General features: G+C 68.9%; 15 protein-coding genes. 10 read left to right on the top strand and 5 right to left on the bottom strand.

The window, feature by feature from the left end; translation table 11 throughout:
* Positions 1–243: 243 nt before the first annotated feature.
* Complete coding sequence (locus tag AC1DBL_RS12830) at positions 244–1,770, bottom strand: leucyl aminopeptidase (protein WP_476892737.1); 1,527 nt, start codon at positions 1,768–1,770, stop codon at positions 244–246.
* 335 nt (positions 1,771–2,105) lie between these two features.
* Between AC1DBL_RS12830 and AC1DBL_RS12825 the strand changes: the two genes are divergently transcribed.
* The 4 genes from AC1DBL_RS12825 (at position 2,106) to AC1DBL_RS12810 (ending at position 7,442) form a co-directional block, all read left to right on the top strand.
* Positions 2,106–3,044 carry a proteasome assembly chaperone family protein gene (locus tag AC1DBL_RS12825; protein ID WP_476926265.1) on the top strand — a complete coding sequence of 313 codons (939 nt, stop codon included), beginning with the start codon at positions 2,106–2,108 and terminating at the stop codon, positions 3,042–3,044.
* Positions 3,045–3,078: 34 nt separating this feature from the next.
* Positions 3,079–4,410: an MFS transporter gene (locus tag AC1DBL_RS12820; protein WP_441418848.1), complete on the top strand. Its 1,332-nt coding sequence runs from the start codon at positions 3,079–3,081 to the stop codon at positions 4,408–4,410.
* A gap of 66 nt (positions 4,411–4,476) precedes the next feature.
* Positions 4,477–5,832, top strand: coding sequence for a DUF4192 family protein (locus tag AC1DBL_RS12815; protein WP_476926264.1), 1,356 nt, complete (start codon positions 4,477–4,479; stop codon positions 5,830–5,832).
* Between the two features lie 275 nt (positions 5,833–6,107).
* Positions 6,108–7,442, top strand: a complete 1,335-nt coding sequence (locus AC1DBL_RS12810) for an RNA polymerase sigma factor (RefSeq protein WP_476926263.1) — start codon at positions 6,108–6,110, stop codon at positions 7,440–7,442.
* A 204-nt stretch (positions 7,443–7,646) separates the two neighbouring features.
* On the opposite strand, the gene AC1DBL_RS12805 is transcribed toward AC1DBL_RS12810, so the two are convergent.
* Complete coding sequence (locus AC1DBL_RS12805; protein WP_441418845.1) at positions 7,647–7,868, bottom strand: DUF7455 domain-containing protein; 222 nt, start codon at positions 7,866–7,868, stop codon at positions 7,647–7,649.
* Positions 7,869–8,094: 226 nt separating this feature from the next.
* Between AC1DBL_RS12805 and AC1DBL_RS12800 the strand changes: the two genes are divergently transcribed.
* A complete protein-coding gene (locus tag AC1DBL_RS12800; RefSeq protein ID WP_476926262.1) occupies positions 8,095–10,203 on the top strand; it encodes a DNA gyrase/topoisomerase IV subunit B in 2,109 nt (702 codons plus the stop codon).
* Positions 10,204–10,258: 55 nt separating this feature from the next.
* On the opposite strand, the gene AC1DBL_RS12795 is transcribed toward AC1DBL_RS12800, so the two are convergent.
* Positions 10,259–11,263 (bottom strand): M56 family metallopeptidase, encoded by a 1,005-nt coding sequence (locus AC1DBL_RS12795; RefSeq protein WP_476926261.1) that lies wholly within the window; start codon positions 11,261–11,263, stop codon positions 10,259–10,261.
* A gap of 5 nt (positions 11,264–11,268) precedes the next feature.
* Positions 11,269–11,655 (bottom strand): BlaI/MecI/CopY family transcriptional regulator, encoded by a 387-nt coding sequence (locus tag AC1DBL_RS12790; RefSeq protein ID WP_441418842.1) that lies wholly within the window; start codon positions 11,653–11,655, stop codon positions 11,269–11,271.
* Positions 11,656–11,966: 311 nt separating this feature from the next.
* On the opposite strand from AC1DBL_RS12790, the gene AC1DBL_RS12785 reads away from it, so the two are divergent.
* From AC1DBL_RS12785 to AC1DBL_RS12770, 4 genes are read left to right on the top strand one after another with little or no spacing between them, the layout of a single operon-like run.
* Positions 11,967–13,565 (top strand): cytochrome ubiquinol oxidase subunit I, encoded by a 1,599-nt coding sequence (locus AC1DBL_RS12785; RefSeq protein WP_476917425.1) that lies wholly within the window; start codon positions 11,967–11,969, stop codon positions 13,563–13,565.
* 33 nt (positions 13,566–13,598) lie between these two features.
* Positions 13,599–14,648 carry a cytochrome d ubiquinol oxidase subunit II gene (gene cydB / locus AC1DBL_RS12780; protein ID WP_441418840.1) on the top strand — a complete coding sequence of 350 codons (1,050 nt, stop codon included), beginning with the start codon at positions 13,599–13,601 and terminating at the stop codon, positions 14,646–14,648.
* 6 nt (positions 14,649–14,654) lie between these two features.
* On the top strand, positions 14,655–18,170 hold the full coding sequence (cydD, locus tag AC1DBL_RS12775) for a thiol reductant ABC exporter subunit CydD (protein WP_476926260.1): 3,516 nt from the start codon (positions 14,655–14,657) through the stop codon (positions 18,168–18,170).
* A gap of 21 nt (positions 18,171–18,191) precedes the next feature.
* Positions 18,192–19,181, top strand: coding sequence for a GNAT family N-acetyltransferase (locus AC1DBL_RS12770; RefSeq protein ID WP_476926259.1), 990 nt, complete (start codon positions 18,192–18,194; stop codon positions 19,179–19,181).
* A gap of 42 nt (positions 19,182–19,223) precedes the next feature.
* On the opposite strand, the gene AC1DBL_RS12765 is transcribed toward AC1DBL_RS12770, so the two are convergent.
* Complete coding sequence (locus AC1DBL_RS12765) at positions 19,224–19,742, bottom strand: DinB family protein (protein ID WP_441418837.1); 519 nt, start codon at positions 19,740–19,742, stop codon at positions 19,224–19,226.
* 64 nt (positions 19,743–19,806) lie between these two features.
* On the opposite strand from AC1DBL_RS12765, the gene AC1DBL_RS12760 reads away from it, so the two are divergent.
* Positions 19,807–20,190, top strand: a complete 384-nt coding sequence (locus AC1DBL_RS12760) for a VOC family protein (protein WP_441418836.1) — start codon at positions 19,807–19,809, stop codon at positions 20,188–20,190.
* The last annotated feature ends 838 nt before the right edge of the window (positions 20,191–21,028 follow it).

The raw sequence follows: 21,028 nt of genomic DNA, 5'->3' as shown, positions 1-21,028 counted from the left end.
GATTATGCCAGCAGGCCGGTTCCCTTTCGTTTGGAATTGCTTCTATGAAGCTAATTGCTGTGAAACTACGGTTCACCTTAGCGAACCACTAATACATGCTCCACCTTGCCATGGCGTTTGTGGAGCGCTTGTGTCCAGTGTCACGCGGCCCTGTGGCCGGGGTATCAGCCCCGTGGCCGCAAGGCCGCGTGAACGGACAGTGCTTCAGGACCGGCGGTTCCGGACGCCCGCCGGCGGCCCCGCTCAGACGGCTTGGGCGAGGATGTCCTCGACGTAGGCCACCAAGGTGCGCACGGTACTGCCGGTGCCCTGCTTGTGGTTGTAGCCGTAGGGGCTGCCGTTGTTGAAGGACGGTCCGGCGATGTCGATGTGGGCCCACGGGATCTGCTCGCCGTCCTTGCCCTTGCCGACGAACTCGCGCAGGAACACCGCGGCCGTCATCATGCCGCCGTGGCGTTCGCCGATGTTGGCGATGTCCGCGACCTGCGAGTCCAGGCTGGGGCGCAGCTCTTCGGGCAGCGGCATCGGCCAGACCAGTTCGCCGGCGCGGTCCGCGGCGGCCTTGAGCGCGCCGGTGACGGAGTCCGAGCCCATAACGCCGGCGGTGCGGTCGCCGAGGGCGATCAGCTGGGCGCCGGTGAGGGTCGCGACGTCGATGATCGCGTCCGGGTACTCCTGGCTGGCGGCGACGATGCCGTCGGCCATGACCAGGCGGCCCTCGGCGTCGGTGTTCAGGACCTCGACGGTCTTGCCGCCGAAGATGGTCAGCACGTCGGCGGGACGCTGCGCGGCGCCGGAAGGCATGTTCTCCGCGATGCACAGCCAGGCGGTCGCCTTGACCGGCAGGCCCAGTTCCGCGAGGGCCAGAACGGTGTTCAGCACGACGGCGGCGCCGGCCATGTCGGACTTCATGTCGCCCATGCCGAGGTGCGGCTTGAGCGAGATTCCGCCGGTGTCGAAGGTGATGCCCTTGCCCACCAGCGCGATCTTGGCGGTGGCCTTGGCGGGGGCGTATTCGACCTTGACAAGGCGCGGCTGGCGGGTGGAACCCTTGCCGACGCCGAGGATGCCGCCGAAGCCGTCCTTCTCCAGGCGCTTCTCGTCCCAGACGGTCACCTTGACCGGCAGGCCCTTGGCCAGTTCCTTGGCGGCGTCGGCGAACGTTTCGGGGTAGAGGTGGCTCGGCGGCTGGTTGACCAGCGAGCGGGTGGCGTTGACGGCCTTGCCGATCAGGGCGGCGCGCTCCAGCACCGGTGCCAGCGCCTTGTCCGCGGCGAAGTCGGTGAGGATGCGGACACTCTTGACCGGATCCTTGAGGCCGTCCTTGGTGGAGCGGTACTCGTTGAAGGAGTAGGCGCCCATCGCGGCACCTTCGGCGACAGCCGCGACGGCGGCAAGGTCCGGCGTCGGGAGCGCGAGGGTCACAGTGGCGACGCCGGCGAGCTGGCGGACGGCCGAGCCGGCCGCGCGGCGCAGTGCCTCCTCGGAGAGCGGGGTGCCCGCGGAAACCTTGCCGACGCCCGCGAGGACCAGGACGGAAGCTCCAGCTTCCGGCAGGCCGGGGAGGCGGTGCGCCTGGTCGGCGGCACCGGTAAGGCCAAGAACGCCCAGTGACTCGGCCAGCGCCTCGGCCGCCTTGGCCGTTAGCGGGTTGTCCAGCAGCACGGGGCCGTCGGTGCCCTGTCCCACGCCCACGACTAGGGCGTCGGACGGGGACTTCTTCAAGTCTCCGGCGATCGCACTGAGTTTGACTTCGGTATTCTTGACCACGAGGACAGTCCTCAATTCTCTGTGATTTTTCGGCAGGAACTGCATGTTCGGCGCCCTGCCATGGGTACCTGAGCCACCGTCGGCACTGCACGTAACCGGGTGTCTGCAAGGCCGTCTATAAGGCCAGTTCCGATCGTAGTCTCTCCCCGGCGCCGGAGTTCAATTTAATGAGAGCTGGCACACAGTCAGGGCAGGAATTCCCCCGGCCGACGGCGCGTTGTAGCTGGTATCGGCACTTCGGGAACCGTCTGCGCGCGGGTCTTGTCTGCGCATCGACCCGACGGTCCGCCACGGCGGCTGCTGCCGCCCACCTGCTACTGCGAAAGGAACATGTCGTGATGGAACGGATTTCCGGCTCCTTGCTGGACCCTGAAACGCTCTACGTCCGTGATGACGCGCTGTTCCGCAGCCCCGAACTGCACGGGCTGAACCTGCTTATGGGCTTCACCGGTTTCGCCGACGCCGGGCACGTGGTGAGCCAGATCACCACGGAACTGCTCGACACCCTCGACTCCGAACTCGTAGCCGAGTTCGACGCCGACCAGCTGATCGACTACCGCTCCCGGCGCCCGCAGGTGAGCTTCGTCGAGGACCACCTGCAGGACTACCAGGCCCCGCGCCTGGCCCTGTACCGGCTGATCGACGGGCTGGGCAACCCCTTCCTGCTGCTGGCCGGGTTCGAGCCGGACCTGCAGTGGGAACGGTTCGCCCGCGCCGTCGTGGGGATCGTGGAGGAACTGGACGTCAACCTGGCGGCCTGGATCCACTCCATCCCGATGCCGGTGCCGCACACCCGGCCGGTCGGAGTCACCGTGCACGGCAACCGGCCGGAGCTGATCGAGGGGATCTCGGTCTGGAAGCCCACCATCGAGGTTCCTGCCGCCGTCGGCCACATCCTTGAACTGCGCCTCGTCGAGGCAGGCCGGAACATCGCCGGCTACGTGATCCATGTCCCGCACTACCTGGCCGAGGCCGAATACCCGACGGCCGCCGTCGCGGGACTGGAGTACCTGGGTGCGGCCACCTCGCTGATGCTTCCCACGGACCGCCTCCGCGAGGCGGGCCGGGAAGTCGGCCGGCAGATTGCCGAACAAATCAATGCCTCCGAAGAAGTCCAGCAGGTTGTCTCCCGGCTGGAGACACGGTACGACGAGAAGGCGGAGGGAACCGTGCGCCGGTCGCTGCTGGCCGACGAGAACGACCAGATCCCGAACGCCGACGCGCTGGGCGCCGCCGTCGAGGCCTACCTGGCCCGTAAAGAACCCGGCGAATAAATACTATTTATGACGTCCGGGGCATAATGGGGGAGTGACCTCCCCCCGCGCCTGGCTGATCTGGATTATCGGGATCTTCGCATACCTGGTGGCGGTCAGCCAGCGCACCTCCTTCGGTGTCGTCGGGCTGGAAGCCACGGCCCGTTTCCATGCCAGCGCCGCCGAAATCTCCTTCTTCACCGTGCTGCAGCTGCTGGTCTACGCGGGCCTGCAGATCCCGGTCGGCGTCCTGGTGGACCGCTTCGGCTCCCGGGCCATGATCGCCGGCGGCGCCCTGCTGATGGGCCTGGGCCAGCTCCAGCTCGCGTTCGCGGACAGCATCCCGGGCGGCGTCCTGGGCCGCGTGCTCGTGGGCGCGGGCGATGCCATGACCTTTATCTCCGTGATCCGGCTGATCCCGCTGTGGTTTGCCCCGTCCCGGGTGCCGCTGCTGACCCAGCTGACCGGCATGTCCGGCCAGCTCGGCCAGCTCTTTTCCGTGGTGCCGTTCGCGATGATCCTGCACTCGGCCGGCTGGACCCCGGCGTTCCTGACCCTGGCCGGCATGTCCGGGCTCGCCGTCGTGCTGACGGTGCTGCTGCTGCAGGACCTGCCGCCCGGACACCCCGCGCCGGAGCCGTCGCAGGGCCTGCGCGCCACCGGCGTTTCACTCTCCCGGGCGTGGAAGCAGCCGGGCACCCGGCTGGGGCTGTGGAGCCACTTCACCGTGCAGTTCAGCGGCACCGTTTTCGCAATGACCTGGGGCTACCCGTTCCTGATCTCGGCCCAGGGGCTGGAGGCCGGCACCGTGTCGGCGCTGATGGCCCTCTACGTGGCAGCCGCGATCGCCGCCGGGCCGCTGATGGGCAGCTTCGTGGCCCGCCACCCGCTGCGCCGGTCCACCATGGTGCTGCTGATCTCCGGCGCCACGGCCGCCGCCTGGGCCGCGGTGCTGCTCCAGCCGGGCCGTTCGCCGCTGTGGCTGCTGGCCGGCCTGGTGGTGGTCCTGGCGATCGGCGGGCCCGGTTCGATGATCGGTTTCGACTTTGCCCGGACCTTCAACCCGGCGCACCGGATCGGGACGGCCACCGGAATTGTCAATGTCGGCGGGTTCATCGCCGCTCTGCTGTCCATCTACCTGATCGGGCTGGCCCTGGACGCGCTGCACCTGGCCGGGGCCTCACCGGGCGGGCTGTACAGCCTCGGGGCCTTCCGGATCGCGCTGAGCGTGCAGTTCCTGCTGCTGGCGGTGGGCGCCGCAGCCATCCTCATCACCCGGCGGAAGGTGCGCCGTCAGATGGCCGCGCAGGGCGTCATCGTGCCGCCGCTGCTCAAGGCCCTGGCCCAGCAGCGCCGGCTCGTCGCGGAACGCCGCCGTACGCCCTGACGGACTTGTCCACATAAGGAAACTCCCCGGCTGACGCCCGCCGCGGGCGCGGGCGAAGCTGGACTTATGACAGCTCCCGACCACCTGAAAATCACCGGCCCCGAGGACATCCTCGGGTTCATTCCGCATTCGCTGGGCTACTGGCCAGCCAACAGCCTCGTTGCCATGACCATGCAGGGAAAACGGCTTGGGGCGACGCTGCGAGTCGACCTCCCGGACGCTTCGCGCTGCCGCGGCCCCGGGCTGGCGGCCTTCGCCCGGACCGTCCGGGACTACCTGGAGTCCGACGACGCGGCCGACGGCACGCTGCTTGCCTTTTTCACCGGCGCGCCGGCGGACGCCGAGGCCGGCGATCCAGTCGACGATGCGACCGACAGGGCTGCGGGGGAGCCCGGTGCGGATCCCGCTGTTGATCCCGCCCCGGATCTTGCCTTGGATCCCGCCGTGCTGGCCCGGCTGCTGCGTGAACTGGAGCGTACCCTCGGCAGAGCCGGGCTGCCGGTACGCGACGCGTGGCTGGTCGGGGAGCGGTACTGGCGGAACGCCTTCTGCGCAGACCCCTCGTGCTGCGCCCCGCCCGGCCGGCCGATCGAGGAGATCCGGAACAGCCGACTCAATGCGGAGCTGGTCTTCCGCGGCAGCAGCGTCGGCGCGGCCCCGGGGAGGTCCGCGCCCGCCGCGCTGCCCGAGCTGGGCGAACCGGCCGTGCTGGAAGCCGAGGAGGGCTGGGCGCGGGAGTTCTCGGGCCGGTGGCGGGACCGGGCGCAGTTCGGTGCAGTGCTGGACGTGTGGCAGCGCGTGTTCGACGCCGGCGGCCGCCAGTCAGCGCGGGCGGCCAAGGCCCGCGAGGCCGCCCTGCCGGCCGGGCTCGCCGGCTACCTGCGCGCCTCGCTGCGCGTCGCGGCGTGGCGCGACGCGGTCCTCGTCATGGCCGCCGCCGGGCGCGACGCCGCCGAGGCCGGTGCCGAGGAGTTCGGCATGTTCGACGGCGGCCCGGGCAACCCGGCCGCGCTGCCCGGGCTCGACGGCCTCCCGGTTGCGGAGAGTGCCGGGAATCCAGAGGAAGCCGGTCCGGCCGGGGCAGCAGCCGCCGAGACCCCGGGCTACGGGGACGTCCTCCTTGGCCTCGCGCCGCCGGCGCCCGACTGGGGCCGGCTGGCCGAACTCGACCGGGTCCTCCGTCAGCTCGGCAACTGCGGCGGCGGCGAAGCGCGGGCTGCGGCCCTTACAGCGCGGGGCTGGATCGAATGGTGCCGGGGCCGGGGATCGTTCGCCGATGCGCTCTTCACCGCGGCCGGAGCGGAGCAGCCGGGCTACCGGCTGGCGGAGCTGCTGGCCGAGCTGGGCCGCCGCGGCACGCTGTGCGGCTGGGCCCGCCGGCGGGAGGCGGCCTGGCAGAAGTTCGATCCGGGTGCGGCCTGAGCCTCGGCGCCCGGGCCGCAACATTGGGTCGACGCGTGCGCTCCGAGGTCCCGTTCCGGAAAATCGTGAGACAATGGTTGGCGAGACCCGGTTGGGTCCGTGTATCGAGTGCGTGTAGCGAACCTTGGAAACAGGGAACATTACGGTCGCCCCGGCAGTTCTACTAAGTGGCTCTGCTGGACGTGATTGCGCCTGATGTGAAACACGGACTTGACAGGGTCATAGTGGTGTTGCCCGTATGGTGATTCCACAGACCGCCGCTAGAAAGGTTTTCTGTGACCCCGTCTTCCGCGAAGAAGGAACCCGCCGACCAGGCCGTATTGTCCCCCGAGGATAAGAAGGCGGCGGCAAACGCAAAGCGTGCCGCCACGCGTGCAGCCAACAAGGCCGCAAAAGACGCCGCCTCCGCAGCGGGTGATGACACCGCCTCGGCTGTCGCCAAGCCTGAGCCCAAGAAGCGCGGGCCCAAGCCCGGCGCCAAAGCCGCGGCCGAAGCCGCCAGTAAGTCCCGGGACGAGGACTCCGACGACGTCGAGGTCGAAGAGGACCTGGATGAAGTGACCCCGGATGCCGTCGAGCTCGGTGAAGACGGCGAAGAGGTAGCCGGCAAGGCAGCGGTAGCCGCCACCGGCTCAGGCTTCGTCTACTCCGACGCCGACGACGATGACGCCCCCGTGCAGCAGGTCATGTCAGCGGGCGCCACCGCCGACCCCGTCAAGGACTACCTGAAGCAGATCGGCAAGGTTGCCTTGCTGAACGCCGAGCAGGAAGTCGACCTGGCCCTGCGGATCGAGGCCGGGCTGTTCGCCGAGGAGAAGATCGCGGCGGACGACGGCTCCATGGACCCCAAGCTCAAGCGCGAGCTCGAGTACGTGATCCACGACGGCAAGCGCGCCAAGAACCACCTGTTGGAGGCCAACCTCCGCCTCGTGGTCTCGCTGGCTAAGCGCTACACCGGCCGCGGCATGCTGTTCCTGGACCTGATCCAGGAAGGAAACCTGGGCCTGATCCGTGCGGTCGAGAAGTTCGACTACACCAAGGGCTTCAAGTTCTCCACCTACGCCACCTGGTGGATCCGCCAGGCGATCACCCGCGCCATGGCCGACCAGGCCCGCACCATCCGTATTCCGGTGCACATGGTGGAAGTCATCAACAAGCTGGCCCGCGTCCAGCGCCAGATGCTGCAGGACCTCGGCCGCGAACCCACCCCGGAAGAGCTGGCCCTCGAGCTGGACATGACCCCCGAAAAGGTCGTCGAAGTCCAGAAGTACGGCCGCGAACCGATCTCGCTGCACACCCCGCTTGGCGAGGACGGCGACTCCGAATTCGGCGACCTGATCGAGGACTCCGAAGCCGTGGTTCCGGCCGACGCCGTCAGCTTCACCCTCCTGCAGGAACAGCTGCACTCGGTTCTGGATACCCTCTCCGAGCGTGAGGCCGGGGTCGTGGCGATGCGCTTCGGGCTGACCGACGGACAGCCGAAGACTTTAGACGAAATCGGAAAGGTCTACGGCGTGACGCGCGAACGCATCCGCCAGATCGAATCGAAGACGATGTCCAAGCTGCGCCACCCCTCCCGCTCGCAGGTCCTGCGCGACTACCTGGACTAAGCGGCTCGGAGCAAACGCCGGTTCCGGCAACGCGGGGCCACGTCCCGCCTGTGATCTACGAATCACGGGCGGGACGTGGCCCCGCGTTTCCTGCTTAAACAGCGGCTTGGGCCGTTGTCCCAGTCCAGGAAGTTAAAGCAGAAGGACCCCTCCGCGTGGGAGGGGTCCTTCGGGCGGATCCCAATCGGGATCACTGTGGGACGTCTAGTCGACCGGAACCGGTGCCTTCTCGTGGAGGCGGCCCGTCTCGTCGTGCCAGTCGGAGCTGAGCGGACGAAGGTTCGCTTCCACGGCACGGGCGTGGTGACCGCAGAAGAGCAGTTCACCGCCGGAGGCGCCGAGAACAACCCGGACGTATGCCTGAGCTCCGCAACGGTCACACCGGTCAACGGTGGTGAGTGTGCGGTCCGCTACTGCTGTTGTCATGTTCGGCCTCCTTGGTAGATCGATACATCTATATAACCAGCATTCGCTGCCGTTCCATGGCAAGGATGGGGCACTTTCGCTGTCCGCGTATCACGGCTCAGTAACAGCGGCAGGATCTTGACGGCCGTGTTGTCTCTTCGGGGAGTGGCAACCCGGAGTCCGGCGCCGGGCCGACTAACCTAGGAAGAGCGTCTCTGCGTTCCATCCCTGAAGGAGTTTCCGACCCGTGGCACCAAGTTCTGACTACACCGCCCGGCATCTGTCCGTGCTGGAAGGCCTCGAGGCCGTCCGCAAGCGCCCGGGTATGTACATCGGCTCCACGGACTCCCGCGGTCTCATGCACTGCCTCTGGGAGATCATCGACAACTCCGTCGACGAAGCCCTCGCCGGCTTCGGCCACGACATCAAGATCATCCTGCACGCCGACAACTCGGTGGAGATCCATGACGACGGCCGCGGCATCCCGATCGACGTCGAGCCCAAGACCGGACTCACCGGCGTCGAGGTGGTCTTCACCAAGCTGCACGCCGGCGGCAAGTTCGGCGGCGGTTCCTACACGGCCTCAGGCGGCCTGCACGGCGTCGGCGCCTCGGTCGTGAACGCCCTGTCCTCCCGCCTGGACGTCGAAGTGGACCGCGGCGGCAACACCTACAAAATGTCCTTCCGCCGCGGCGAGCCGGGCCGGTTCAAGGACCCGGGCACCAAGCCGGATCCGGCCGCCGTGTTCGAGCCCTTCGTCGACGGCTCCGTGCTCGACGTCGTTGGCAAGGCCAAACGCGGTGTCACCGGCACCCGGATCCGCTACTGGGCCGACCGCCAGATCTTCACCCCGGACGCGAAGTTCTCCTACGACGAGCTCGCCGCCCGCGCCCGGCAAACGTCCTTCCTGGTGCCCGGGCTGAAGCTCACCGTCCGGGACGAACGCAAGGTCGCCGGCACCCCCGGGGAGTTCGGCCCGCACGAGGAGATCTTCCACCACGACGGCGGCCTCTCCGAGTTCGTCGAATTCCTCGCCGCGGATCCGGCCGTCACCGACGTCTGGCGCCTGCACGGCGCCGGCAAGTTCAAGGAAACAGTCCCCGTCTTGGACGAGCGCGGCCACAGCCAGCTCGCCGAAGTGGAGCGCGACTGTGAGGTTGACGTCGCCCTGCGCTGGGGCATCGGCTACGACAGCACCGTGCGCAGCTTCGTGAACATCATCTCCACCCCCAAGGGCGGAACGCACCAGTCCGGCTTCGAACAGGCTCTGCTCAAGACGTTCCGCAAGGCCGTGGAAAGCAATGCCCGCAAGCTCAAGGCCGGCAACGACAAGATCGAAAAGGACGACATCTTCGCCGGGCTCACGGCCGTGCTGACGGTCCGCCTCGCCGAGCCTCAGTTCGAGGGCCAGACCAAGGAGATCCTCGGCACCTCGGCGGTCCGCGCCATCGTGGCCAAGGTGGTGGAGCAGGAGATCAACGCCAAGCTCACCTCGTCCAACCGCAACGACAAGGCCCAGTCGGCGCTGCTGCTTGAAAAGGTCGTCAGCGAGATGAAGTCGCGCATCTCGGCCCGCGTCCACAAGGAGACGCAGCGGCGCAAGAACGCGCTGGAGACCTCCTCGATGCCCACCAAGCTGGCGGACTGCCGGACGGACGACGTCGGACGCTCCGAACTGTTCATCGTCGAAGGTGACTCCGCCCTTGGCACCGCCAAGCTGGCGCGTTCCTCGGACTTCCAGGCGCTGCTGCCGATCCGCGGCAAGATCCTGAACGTGCAGAAGGCCTCGGTGGGGGACATGCTCTCCAACGCCGAATGCGCCGCCCTGATCCAGGTCGTCGGCGCCGGATCCGGCCGCAGCTTCGATATCGCCGCCGCGCGTTACGGCAAGGTCATCCTGATGACCGATGCCGACGTCGACGGCGCCCACATCCGGACCCTGCTGCTGACGCTGTTCTTCCGCTACATGCGCCCGATGATCGATGAAGGCCGCGTCTTCGCCGCTGTGCCGCCGCTGCACCGGGTGGAAGTCATCAACGCCGGACAGAAGGCCAACGAGATGATCTACACGTACTCGGAGGCGGAGCTGCACGTGCTGCTCGCCCGCCTGGCCAAGGAAGGCAAGCGCTACAAGGAACCGATCCAGCGCTACAAAGGCCTGGGCGAAATGGACGCCGAGCAGCTCGCGGAGACCACGATGGACCCGCGGCACCGCACCCTGCGCAAGGTCGGGATCGAAAACGCGAAGCAGGCCGAGGAGACCTTCGACCTGCTGATGGGCTCGGACGTGGCGCCGCGCAAGGACTTCATCATCGCCGGGGCGGCGAGCCTGGACCGCGAACGCATCGACGCCTGAGCGGGCGCAACCCGTCCCGCGCGCCGGGCAACCCCGCGCCGGCAGGGAATCCGGTTCAGCCGAGCAGGCCCGGCACGATCAGCAGCGCCGTGGGCACCGCCAGCAGCAGCAGGCAGGCGCCCAGCACGGCGTAGCGAAGGACCTCCGGCAGCGGCGGCTGCGGGGAGAGCAGCCGGCTGACCCGCGAGGCCGTGGTCACCGCCGAACCGGCACCTCCGGTGGCTCCGGGCTGGCCGGCGTCGGCCTCGGTGCCGGCGTCGCCGAACGCCATCCGGGCCGCCGGCGCCGCCGTCGCAGCGCCAGGGCCGGCGGAACCGCTCGCCACGATCGCGATCGCCTTGATCAGGGTGGCCTTGCTTTCGGTCTTCAGGGCAACGTCGTCGGCGAGCATCTCGATCAGCGAGTTGACGGCCTCCTGCGCGAGCCGGGTGGTCGGCAGCCAGGGCAGCGCCTGCCGCCAGGCCGCGAACGCCCACAGCAGCAGATGGTGGCGTTGGCTCAGGTGGGCGTTCTCGTGGATCAGGACCGCACGCAGTTCGTCCGGCTCCAGTGCCGCCATCAGTCCATCGGAGAGCACCGTGACGGAGCGGGCGCCGCCCGGCAGGCAGTAGGCCACGGGGGAGTCATGGCTGATCACCATGGTCCGGGCGCCGTCCGTCGAGGGGGAAGCGAGCAGCGCGAGCAGCTCGCGGTGCCGCCGCCGCTGGCGCTGGATCTTGTAATAGGTGAGCAGCAGGGTGAAGACCAGATGGGCGCTCAACAGGGCCGCTGCCGAGAGGGCGAAGATATGCCAGAAGCCCAGCGCCGTGGTCGGCTCGTTGCGCAGGACCATGCCGGCCAGCGAGCGGAGGCCGGCCAGCAGGTTGTCCCCGACCGGCTCCAGGCCGTAGACAAGCATGGCCCCGATCATCGACAGGCCGCCGGCGAGGGCGATTGCCTGCCAGAGCAGCATGGCCGTAAAAGGGGAGCGGGCCGGCCATTGGGCACGCGAAAGCAGGATAGGTACCGGCCACGCCAGAACTATCGCCAGGACCGCCAGAAAGTATGAGGTCCAGAACACCGGTGTTAGCTGTGGTCCAGCAGTTTGCGCAGCGTTTCAGCTTCGGTCGCGGACACGGAACCAATGAAGCGGGCCAGCACGGCCTCCCGGTCGGGGGCGGAGCCGAGCACCTCATGCATCAGTTCCGCGGTGTGGTCCGCGCGGCTGGAGACGGCCTGGTAACGGTGCGGGCGGGTGCCGCGTTCCCGCTCCACCAGGCCCTTCCGCTCAAGCCGGGACAGGACGGTCAACACGGTGGTGACGGCCAGGTCCTTGCCCTCGTGACCGGCAGAGCCGCCCGCCGCCTGCGTGCTCTGCGCGAGCAGGTCCCGCAGGGTGTTCGCGGTCGCAGCCTCCTGGCCTGCCCAGAGCAGGTCCATCACTGCCCGTTCCAGTTCGCCGAGACTTGCCATTCCGTACGTCCTTCTTGAGTGCCGCCTTGGGCGGTGGTCCCGCCCGGGTGGTTTGCCGGATACTTCAGCTTTAAATTTACCGCGTTTTCCGCCCAGTTTCTACATGAGGTAGAACAGGGCCGCCGCGGCGTGTCGCCTGCGGCGCCGGGGCGGGGCGGCCCGGCGCCCGCTGCCCGCGCCGATCCATTGCGGGGCAGGGCACGCCGTGCCACGCTGGGGTGCGGGAGGGTGTGAACTTGTTCTACACTCTGTAGAAGTATCAGTTCTACACGACGTAGAAATCTCTCGGGAACCTAGCCAAAGGGACTGCCTTGGACGCCTTGGAAATCGCACGCTGGCAATTCGGCATCACCACCGTCTACCACTTCATGATGGTGCCGCTCACGATCGGCCTGGGGCTGGTGGTGGCGGTGATCCAGACTCTCTGGTACCGCACCGGCCGGCCCGAGTACCTCCGGATGACCAAGTTCTGGGGCAAACTCTTCCTGATCAACTTCATCATGGGCGTGGCCACCGGCATCGTGCAGGAGTTCCAGTTCGGCATGGCGTGGAGCGAGTACAGCCGCTTCGTCGGGGACGTCTTCGGGGCGCCGCTCGCCATGGAGGCGCTGCTGGCCTTCTTCGTGGAATCCACTTTCCTGGGCCTCTGGATCTTCGGCTGGAAGCAGCTCAAGCGCGGCGTCCACCTCGCCTGCCTCTGGATCGCCGTCATCGGCTCAGTCTTCTCCGCCTACTTCATCATTGTGGCCAACAGCTGGATGCAGCACCCGGTGGGCGTCGAGATGATTGACGGGCGTCCGGTAATGACCGACGCCTGGGCCGTCTTCACCAACAACACGGCGCTCGTGGCCGTGCCGCACACCCTTTTCGGCGCCCTCGCCGTCGCCGGGGCCTTCCTCCTCGGCATCGCGTGGTACCACCTGTGGCGCCGCCGCCACGACGGCATCGACACCGTGGGAGCCGACGGCAAGGTGATCCCCGGGGAGTCGGAGATCCCGGGCCGGGACCGCGCGGACCACGCCGTCTGGATCCGCTCGCTGCGGATCGGCGCCGTCGTCGCGATGATCTCCTTCGCGGGCACCGCCATCACGGGCGACCTGCAGGGCAAGCTCATGTTTGAGCAGCAGCCCATGAAGATGGCCGCTGCCGAGGCGGCCTGCCACGACGGCACCGGCTTCTCCATCCTGAGCGTCGGCAACGTCGGCTCCAAGAACTGCGACGACGTCGTCGCCGTGATCGAGGTCCCCGGCATCCTGTCCTTCCTGGCCAAGGGCGACTTCACCACCGAGGTGAAGGGCGTCAACAGCCTGCTGGAGCAGTACAAGGCCGACTACGGCACACACCTGCCGGACAACCCGATCTACGGTGACCGCGCCGGCCAGGAAATCCAGTACGTCCCGGTCATGGAAGTCACCTACTGGGGGTTCCGGATGATGATCGGCTTCGGCGGCGTCGCAGCCCTCGCAGCCCTCGTGGCACTCTGGATCACCCGCAAGGGCACCGTCCCGGCCTCCCGCGGCCTGATGCGGCTCGCCGTGTTCGGCATCCTGGCCCCCTTCGGCGCCAACGCCGCCGGCTGGATCTTCACCGAAATGGGCCGCCAGCCCTTCGTGGTTGCCCCCAACCCGGATCCCAGCGGGATCGACCAGGTCTTCATGTTCACCGCCGCGGCGGTGTCCCCGGGCGTCTCCGCCGGCGAGCTGCTGACCTCCCTGGTGGTGCTGACGGCCGTGTACGCGGTGCTGCTGGTGGTGGAGGTGAAGCTACTGGTGAAGTACATCCGCGGCGGTGTGGTCTCCGCGATGCCCGAGCTGGCCCACGCCCCGGCGGACGAAAACGAGGACCAGACCCCGCCCGGCGGCACGCCCGGCAAACCCGGGGCCGACGACGTCCTGGCCTTCGCCTACTAACGCCCCCCGAACAAGAAGCAGAGGAAATTCAGCATGGAACTGCTACCCACCATCTGGTTCATTGCCATCGCGCTGCTGTGGACGGGCTATCTATTCCTGGAGGGCTTCGACCTCGGAGTCGGCATGCTCATGAAGGGCTTCGCCCGGAACAACACCGAACGCCGGGTGCTGCTCAACACCATCGGCCCGGTCTGGGACGGCAACGAGGTGTGGCTGCTCACCGCCGGCGGCGCCACCTTCGCGGCCTTCCCGCTCTGGTACGCCTCCCTCTTCTCCGCCCTGTACCTGCCGCTGCTGCTGGTCCTGGTCGCGCTGATCTTCCGCGCCGTGGCCTTCGAATACCGCGGCAAGGTGGACACCCCGCAGTGGCGTGCCCGCTGGGACTGGGCCATCGCGCTGGGCTCCCTGGTCGCCGCCTTCGGGGTCGGCGCGGCTCTGGCGCTGACCACCACGGGACTGCCGCTGAACGCCAACGGTGACCGCGAGGGCGGCCCGTTCGCCTGGTTCAGCGCTTACGCCGTGCTGGGCGGACTCGCCGTCGTCGGCTTCTCCCTGCTGCACGCGCTGGCGTTCCTGGCGTTGAAGACCGACGGCGACGTCCGGCACCGCGCACGGCAATGGTTCGTCCGGCTGCTGCCGGTGCTGCTCCTGCCGATCGCCGGCTGGGCGATCGTGCTGCAGTTCCAAAGCGGCAAGGCCTGGACCGTGGCCGCCGTCGTCGCCGCCGTCGTGGCGGCCGCCCTGGCCTGGAACTTCGCCCGTGGCGGCGCCGAAGGCAGGGCCTTCCTGTCGCTGGGCGTCTTCCTGCTGCTCGGCAGCGCCTCGATTTTCGGCGCGGCCTTCCCGGTGGTGCTGCCCTCGACCCTCAACCCGGACTTCAGCCTGACGGTCGCCAACGCCTCCTCCTCGGACTACACCCTGGGCCTGATGACCATCGTGGCCTGCATCGGGCTGCCGCTCGTCCTCGCCTACCAGGCCTGGACCTACTGGGTGTTCCGGCGCCGGGTGAGCGCCGCCCACATCCCGGAAGCGCACAGTTTCCTGCCCGCGATTGCCGCCAAGGCCCTGGCGCCGAAGGACTAGCCGCCGATGAGACCGCAGTTCCCCGCGGGCCCCGCCACCCGCTCCGCGCTCTACCTGCTGGGGCTGCTGGCTGCCCTCAAGGCCCTGTCCCTCGTGCTGCTGGGCCAGGCGGTCGCCGGCATGCTGTCCGGCCTGATGGCGCACAACCCCGCCTGGGCCGAGCAGGTCGGCTGGGGAATGGCCGGGGTGGTGCTGCGCTCGCTCACCGTGTGGGCGCAGGCGGTGGCAGCCCGCCGCGCCGCACTGGGGGTCAAAGAGGAGCTGCGCTCAGAGCTCCTGGACCGGGCCCTGCATACCGGCATCCGCAGCGCCGGGCCGGCCGACGGAGGACTCGCGGTCCTGGCGACGCGCGGACTGGACGCCCTGGACAACTACTACACCCAGTTCCTGCCCGCCCTGGTGAACTGCGCCGCCATCCCGCTGCTGCTTGGGGCCAGGATCCTCTTCGCGGACTGGATCAGCGCCGTGGTGATCGTCCTGACCGTTCCGCTCGTGCCGCTGTTCATGGTCCTGATCGGCCGCTACACCGAGGACCGGGTGCGGGAAGCGCAGTCGGCCCTGTCCCGGCTCTCCGGGCACATGCTGGAGCTCGCCAAGGGCCTGCCCGTGCTGGTGGGCCTGGGCCGCGCGGCCGCCCAGCGCAAGGCCCTCGAGGACATCTCGGAGGAATACCGCTCCAAGACCATGGGGACCCTGCGCACCGCCTTCCTCTCCGCCCTGGCGCTGGAGCTCATCGCCACGATCTCCGTCGCCGTGGTGGCCGTTTTCATCGGTGTCCGGCTGGTGCACGGGGACATGGCGCTCGAGGCCGGGCTGCTGGCCCTGATCCTGGCCCCCGACTGCTACCTTCCGCTGCGCGAACTCGGCACCGCCCACCACGCCAGCGACGAAGGACGCGCCGCGCTCGCCGACACCACGGAGGTCCTCGACGCCGTCCAGGCCGCACCGCTCGTCCCCGCCGCGGTCCGCCGCGACGGCGGCGCTCCCGTTCCGCCGGCCGTCACGGTCCGCGGGCTGACCGTGCGCTACGCCGGCCGCGCGGAGGCCGCCGTCGGACCGCTGAGCTTCACCGCCGCCCCCGGCGGGATCACGGCCCTGGACGGCCGCAGCGGCGCCGGAAAGAGCACCGTCCTGGGCGTCCTGGCCGGCACCATCGGCTCCGGCACCGGGACTGAGGTCACCGGACGGCTGGAGGGGTTCGCGACGGCGGACCTCGCCTGGGTGCCGCAGCACCCCGTGATGGTGGAACCCACAGTCCTTGCGGAGGTCCTGCTATACCTCGGTGCCGGCCCGGACCGGTCCCCGGCGCAGGCCAGCACCGAGGACATTGCCGAAGCCTGCCGCTGCCTCGCCGCCTGCGCCGCGGAACACCTCGCCGCGAAGCATCCCGCCGAGCTCAGCCCGGGGGAGTTGCGCCGGGTGGCCGTGGCCCGCGGGCTGGCCCGGATCGCGGCCGGCGCCACGGTGCTGCTGCTGGACGAGCCCACCGCGCACCTGGACCGGGCGTCCGCCGATGCGGTCAGCCGCACCATTTCCGGACTGCGCGGGAAGGCCACGGTGCTGCTGGTGGCCCATGACCGGCAGACCCGCGAACTCGCGGACCGGCTGGTGACCGTCGGGGGGCGTGCCGGAGGCGCCGTCGCCGCGGCCGTGGCGCCGCCCTTGGCCAGCCGAGACCGCGCCCCGGACGGGCAAGACCTCCCGCCGGCATTAGCCGACGCGGCCGCCTTCGACGCCGGCAATCCCGGCGACGCCGGCACTCCTGCCGAGGCCGCAACGTCGGCCGCCGGAGCTGCGCGCTTTGGAACTGCTGCCGCCCAGCTGCGCCGGCTGCTTGCGCCGGTGGCCGGGAAGTTTGCCGCCGCCGGCGCGGTCGGGGTCCTGGCCGCGCTGTTCGCCGTCGCCCTGTCCGGGCTCTCCGGCTGGCTCATCATCCGCGCCAGCGAGCAGCCGCCCATCCTGTACCTGCTCACCGCAATCGTGGGGGTGCGCTTCTTCGGCGTCGGCCGAGCCGCCCTGCGGTACACCGAACGGCTGCTCCTGCACGACGCGATCTTCAGGGCGCTGACGCGGCTCCGCGGCCGGCTGTGGGAGTCTCTGAGCCGGCGGGCGCTGTCGCTGCGGCGACTTCTGCAGGGCGGCAACGTCCTGGGGGCCGTGGTGGACGACGTCGACACCGTCCGCGAGCTGCTGCCGCGCGTCGTGCTGCCGCCGCTGACCGCCGTGGCCGTGGGCGCGGCCGCGGTCACGGGCGTCGGGCTGCTGCTCCCGGCAGCGCTCCCGGCCGTGGTTGCCGCCGCCGTCGTCAGTCTCGCGGCCTCGCCGGCCTTGGCACTGCTCGCGGACCGGATGTCCGCCGGAACCGAGCAGCAGCTGCGGTCCGGGGTGCTGCGGCGGGTTGCCGCGGCGCTGGATGCCCGCGCCGAACTCCATGCCAACGGTGTGGGCGCCCCGGTCCTTGCCGATATCCACCGTGCCGACCGGGAGGCGACTGCCGCGTCGCAGCGTTCGGCCCTGGCCGAGGGGCTCGGGCAGGCGCTGACGGTGCTGGCCTGCGGGGCCGCCGCGCTGGCCAGCGCGGTGCTGGCCGCCCCGCTTGCCCTCAGCGGCGCCGCCGAGCCGGCGACCGTTGCCGTCGTCGTGCTGCTGCAGCTGGCCCTCGTGGAACCGTATTCGGCGATCACGACGGCGGTGCGGCAGTATCCGGCGCTGCGCTCGGTGCTGCGGCGCATCGGCGGCTCCGGTGTCCTGGCTGCGGAGCTGCCCGAAGGATCCGGCGGACCAGTGCCGGTACCGGCGCGGCCCGGCGGACGTCCCGGCGTGGAACTCGACCACCTGGTGGCGGCGTGGCCGGGCGGCACGGAGGTCTTCACCGGGCTGACCGCCAGCGCCGAACCGGGCCGCTGGCTCGCCGTGACCGGCGCCTCCGGTTCCGGAAAGTCCACCCTGCTGGCCGTCATGCTCGGCTTCCTCCCGGCATCGGACGGCCAGCTCTTCCTGACCGGACGCGCGGCCTGGTGCCCGCAGGAGGCGCACCTCTTCGACTCGACCATCCGCGGCAACCTGATGCTGGGGCTGCCCGAGGGCGATCGTCCCACGGACGGAGCAACAGGCGCGGCCACCGGGCTCGACCTGCAACTTTCCGCTGCGCTGTCCGCGGTCGGCCTGGAACCGCTGCTGCAGCGGCTCGACCGGGGCCTGGACACGCCCATCGGGCCCGGCGGGGCGTTCCTCAGCGGCGGGGAGCGCCAACGCCTGGCGGTGGCCCGCACACTGCTGACCGGAGCCGATGTGATCCTGCTCGACGAACCCACGGCCCACCTGGACGCGGAAGCCGGCCGCGAAATGCTGGCCGAGCTGCGCCGCGGGCTGGCCGGCCGCACGGTCGTCCTGGTGACGCACAACCCGGAGGACATCAGCCCGGAGGACAACCGGCTGGACCTGGACCGGGATCGGGACCAGAACCTGGACCTGGACCGGGCAGGGTCGCCACAGCCGGAGCGGCTACTGGCGCGGGGGTAGGGCCGCCGTTAGCCTGTAGCCATGACCGGACGCACCGACCCGCAGGCCAGCCTGGATCCCCGACTTTCGTGGCGGCCGGCCGGCGCCGCGGAGCTGGACGACTGGGCCGCCCTGATTGCCCGTACTGCGGCCGTCGAGCGGCCCGTCTGGTTTGAGCGGCGCGAGGACCTGGCGCAGATCCTGGAATCCCGGACAAACCCCGTGCCCGCGAACAGCATTCTCGGCTTCGACAGCCGGGGAGTTGCGCGGGCCTATGCCAGGCTGACGAAAAACCCGGCCGGAGACAAGGCCGTCGGCTTCGGCTGCGTGGACCCCGAGTGGCAGGGCAAAGGGATCGGAACCGGGCTCCTGGGCTGGCTGGAGTCCCGAACGCTGCAGCGGTTCGCCGAGGATGCCGGCGCCGCCGCTCCGAGGCTGCGCCTCTACATGGAGCAACAGCACATCCATCAGGCATCACTCTTCGAGGGCCGCGGCTACCGAATTGTCCGCTACTACAACGAGATGCACCGGCCGCTGGATGCGGACTTCCCGGAGCCGGAGCTCGACGACGCGCTGGAACTCGTGGACTTCGGGCCCGGCCTGCATGAGGCCGTGCGGCTGGCCCACAACGAGGCCTTCCGGGACCACTGGGGCAGCGAGCCCCGCGACGAGGAAGCCTGGGGATTCGTGGTGAACGATCCGCGGGCGCGGCCGGACCTGAGCGGCGTCGTCGTCGAGACGGCCAGCGGCCGCGTGGCCGGCTACCAGATCGCCAGCCACGATGCCGACAGCGCCGCGGACCGGGGCTTCAAGGAGGGCTACACGGACCTGCTTGGGGTGCGCCCGGAGTTCCGGGGCCGGGGGATTGCCCAAGCCCTGCTGGCTGATGCCATGCGCCGCTTCGCCGCAGCAGGAATGGACAAGGCCTCGCTCGACGTCGACGCGGAGAACCCCACCGGGGCACTGGCGCTCTACACGAAGATGGGGTACGTCGCGGTCAACCGCAGCATGGCCTGGGACAAGGAGCTGTAGGCGTTCACGCTGCGCTAGCCATCCCGGCTATCCATCCACGCGCTATCCATCCACATCGTGGAGGTGGTGCACGACGTCGTGCAGGAAGTACTGTGCGAACGTCAGGACCGTGAATTCCGAGCCGTTGCTGCGGGTGCCTTTGCGGTCCCAGTCCCGCTCCGGGACGCGGCCAAAGGACGCAGCGATCTGCTCGCCCTCGGCCGTCAGGGCGGCACTCACCTCGGCCGGATCGGAGTCGGCGTAGTCCTGCTCGACGGCTGTCCGGTCCTGGTCCCAGTCCTCGAAGCGCGCGTCATCCTCAGTGAGCATGAGGTCGAGGCGGTGGTCGAAAAGCGTGAACACGTCCCGGACGTGGCAGGCGTACTCCAACGGAGACCAGGTGTCCTCATCCGGGCGCACTGCGGCGTCCGGGCGCCGCAGCACGGCGCGCCAGCGCGGCAGCATGCTGGCGACCCGTCCCGGCGCCGTGGCGGGGGTGCAGGCGGAGATGTCGAAACCGCACTCGGGGCACGGCCGTGACAGCACCCAGGTCCAGTCTTTTTGATCGGGCACGATAGGCATGTCTGCAGTCTAGGCGAAGGAGTAGGATGCGTTCCGGGGGAAGGGCCTGGAAAGGAACATAGCCATGCTCAAAGACCACCCGGTTGGCGCCGTCCTGCCGGCCGCGGACCTCGCCCGTGCGCGGGGTTTCTACCGCGACAAACTCGGACTCGAACCGGATAACCCGGATGCCGAGGACAACCTGATGTACACGTGCGGCGCCGGCAGCAGATTCCTGGTGTACCAGACGCAAAACGCCGGTTCGGCCAAGAATACCCAGATGGGATGGATGGTCCCCGATGTGCCGGCCACCGTCGCCGAGCTCCGCGCGGCGGGGGTCGTCTTCGAGGACTACGACTTCCCGGGCCTGAAGACCGAAGACGGCATCGCCACGCTGCCGGACGGCAGCACCGCTGCATGGTTCCTGGACAGCGAAGGCAACATTCTAAACATCAACTCGGGGATGTAAGACCCGCCAGATGACCCCGGGCGGCCGCTCATGGCGGCGGCCCGGAGTCAGTCGCGGGGATCAGTCACCCGAACAGGGACACCCTGAGCAGCACAGCTAGCGTCCATTCATGCTCGGAGTTTTTGTCGATGGAGCATTATGCACTTCACTGTGCCTAGATCCGAGCTATGTCTGACTGCCGGCCTGTGCTCTGCGTGGGTGGATGTGAATCCAGACGATTCGAGCGCCCCAGATCAAGGTTGCGGCCCCAGGGATGACCGCAAGAACCATCGGGTAGTACCTGACGTAAAAGGAGTCAGCTATCGTTCCATCGACCATGACGAAAGTGCACTCCACTCCGAGCGGGACGAACTCGTAAGTTCCTCCGGGCGCAGACGGGAATCCCTCGGGGTTGTGCACCGTGTCGGCAGGCAGATGCTCGGAATAGCAGTACTGCGAGAATGTCTGATGATCGTGAGACATGATAAGCCGGTCAAACGCGCCTACAGCTAAGTACCAAGCAACGGAAAGAATCACGCAGGTCAGAAACAAGATCATTTTCCGTGCCATTCGCCCCCCGGAATGTTGTTTTAGGGGAACACTATTGCACACTGCCCACAACTTGCCTCACGGGGTGGACTTGCCACACGCAATCGCCCGCGGGCCCCACGGTCCAGTACGGAATGCAGGGCGCAGCGTTCAATAGGGACATACTGACAAGTTGTCCCGTTGCCTCATCCAGTGTGTCCTTACGGTCGAATCCAGGCGGGGGTAGGATTCACGCAAGTGGAACCTGAAGGATATTAGCCTTCCGTTCCAGCCGTGGGCCAAGCATCGATGGGGGTGTGCACCCTCGAGC

The sequence above is a fragment of the Arthrobacter sp. 10T44 genome (assembly GCF_056393885.1).
This window is presented reverse-complemented; position numbering and strand designations above follow the sequence as displayed.

Excerpts from the sequence above, each read along its gene's own strand:
- AC1DBL_RS12815 (WP_476926264.1), top strand. The coding sequence starts at position 4,477 with ATGACAGCTCCCGACCACCTGAAAATCACCGGCCCCGAGGACATCCTC.
- AC1DBL_RS12805 (WP_441418845.1), bottom strand. The coding sequence starts at position 7,868 with ATGACAACAGCAGTAGCGGACCGCACACTCACCACCGTTGACCGGTGT.
- AC1DBL_RS12790 (WP_441418842.1), bottom strand. The coding sequence starts at position 11,655 with ATGGCAAGTCTCGGCGAACTGGAACGGGCAGTGATGGACCTGCTCTGG.
- cydB (WP_441418840.1), top strand. The coding sequence starts at position 13,599 with ATGGAACTGCTACCCACCATCTGGTTCATTGCCATCGCGCTGCTGTGG.
- cydD (WP_476926260.1), top strand. The coding sequence starts at position 14,655 with ATGAGACCGCAGTTCCCCGCGGGCCCCGCCACCCGCTCCGCGCTCTAC.
- AC1DBL_RS12770 (WP_476926259.1), top strand. The coding sequence starts at position 18,192 with ATGACCGGACGCACCGACCCGCAGGCCAGCCTGGATCCCCGACTTTCG.
- AC1DBL_RS12765 (WP_441418837.1), bottom strand. The coding sequence starts at position 19,742 with ATGCCTATCGTGCCCGATCAAAAAGACTGGACCTGGGTGCTGTCACGG.
- AC1DBL_RS12760 (WP_441418836.1), top strand. The coding sequence starts at position 19,807 with ATGCTCAAAGACCACCCGGTTGGCGCCGTCCTGCCGGCCGCGGACCTC.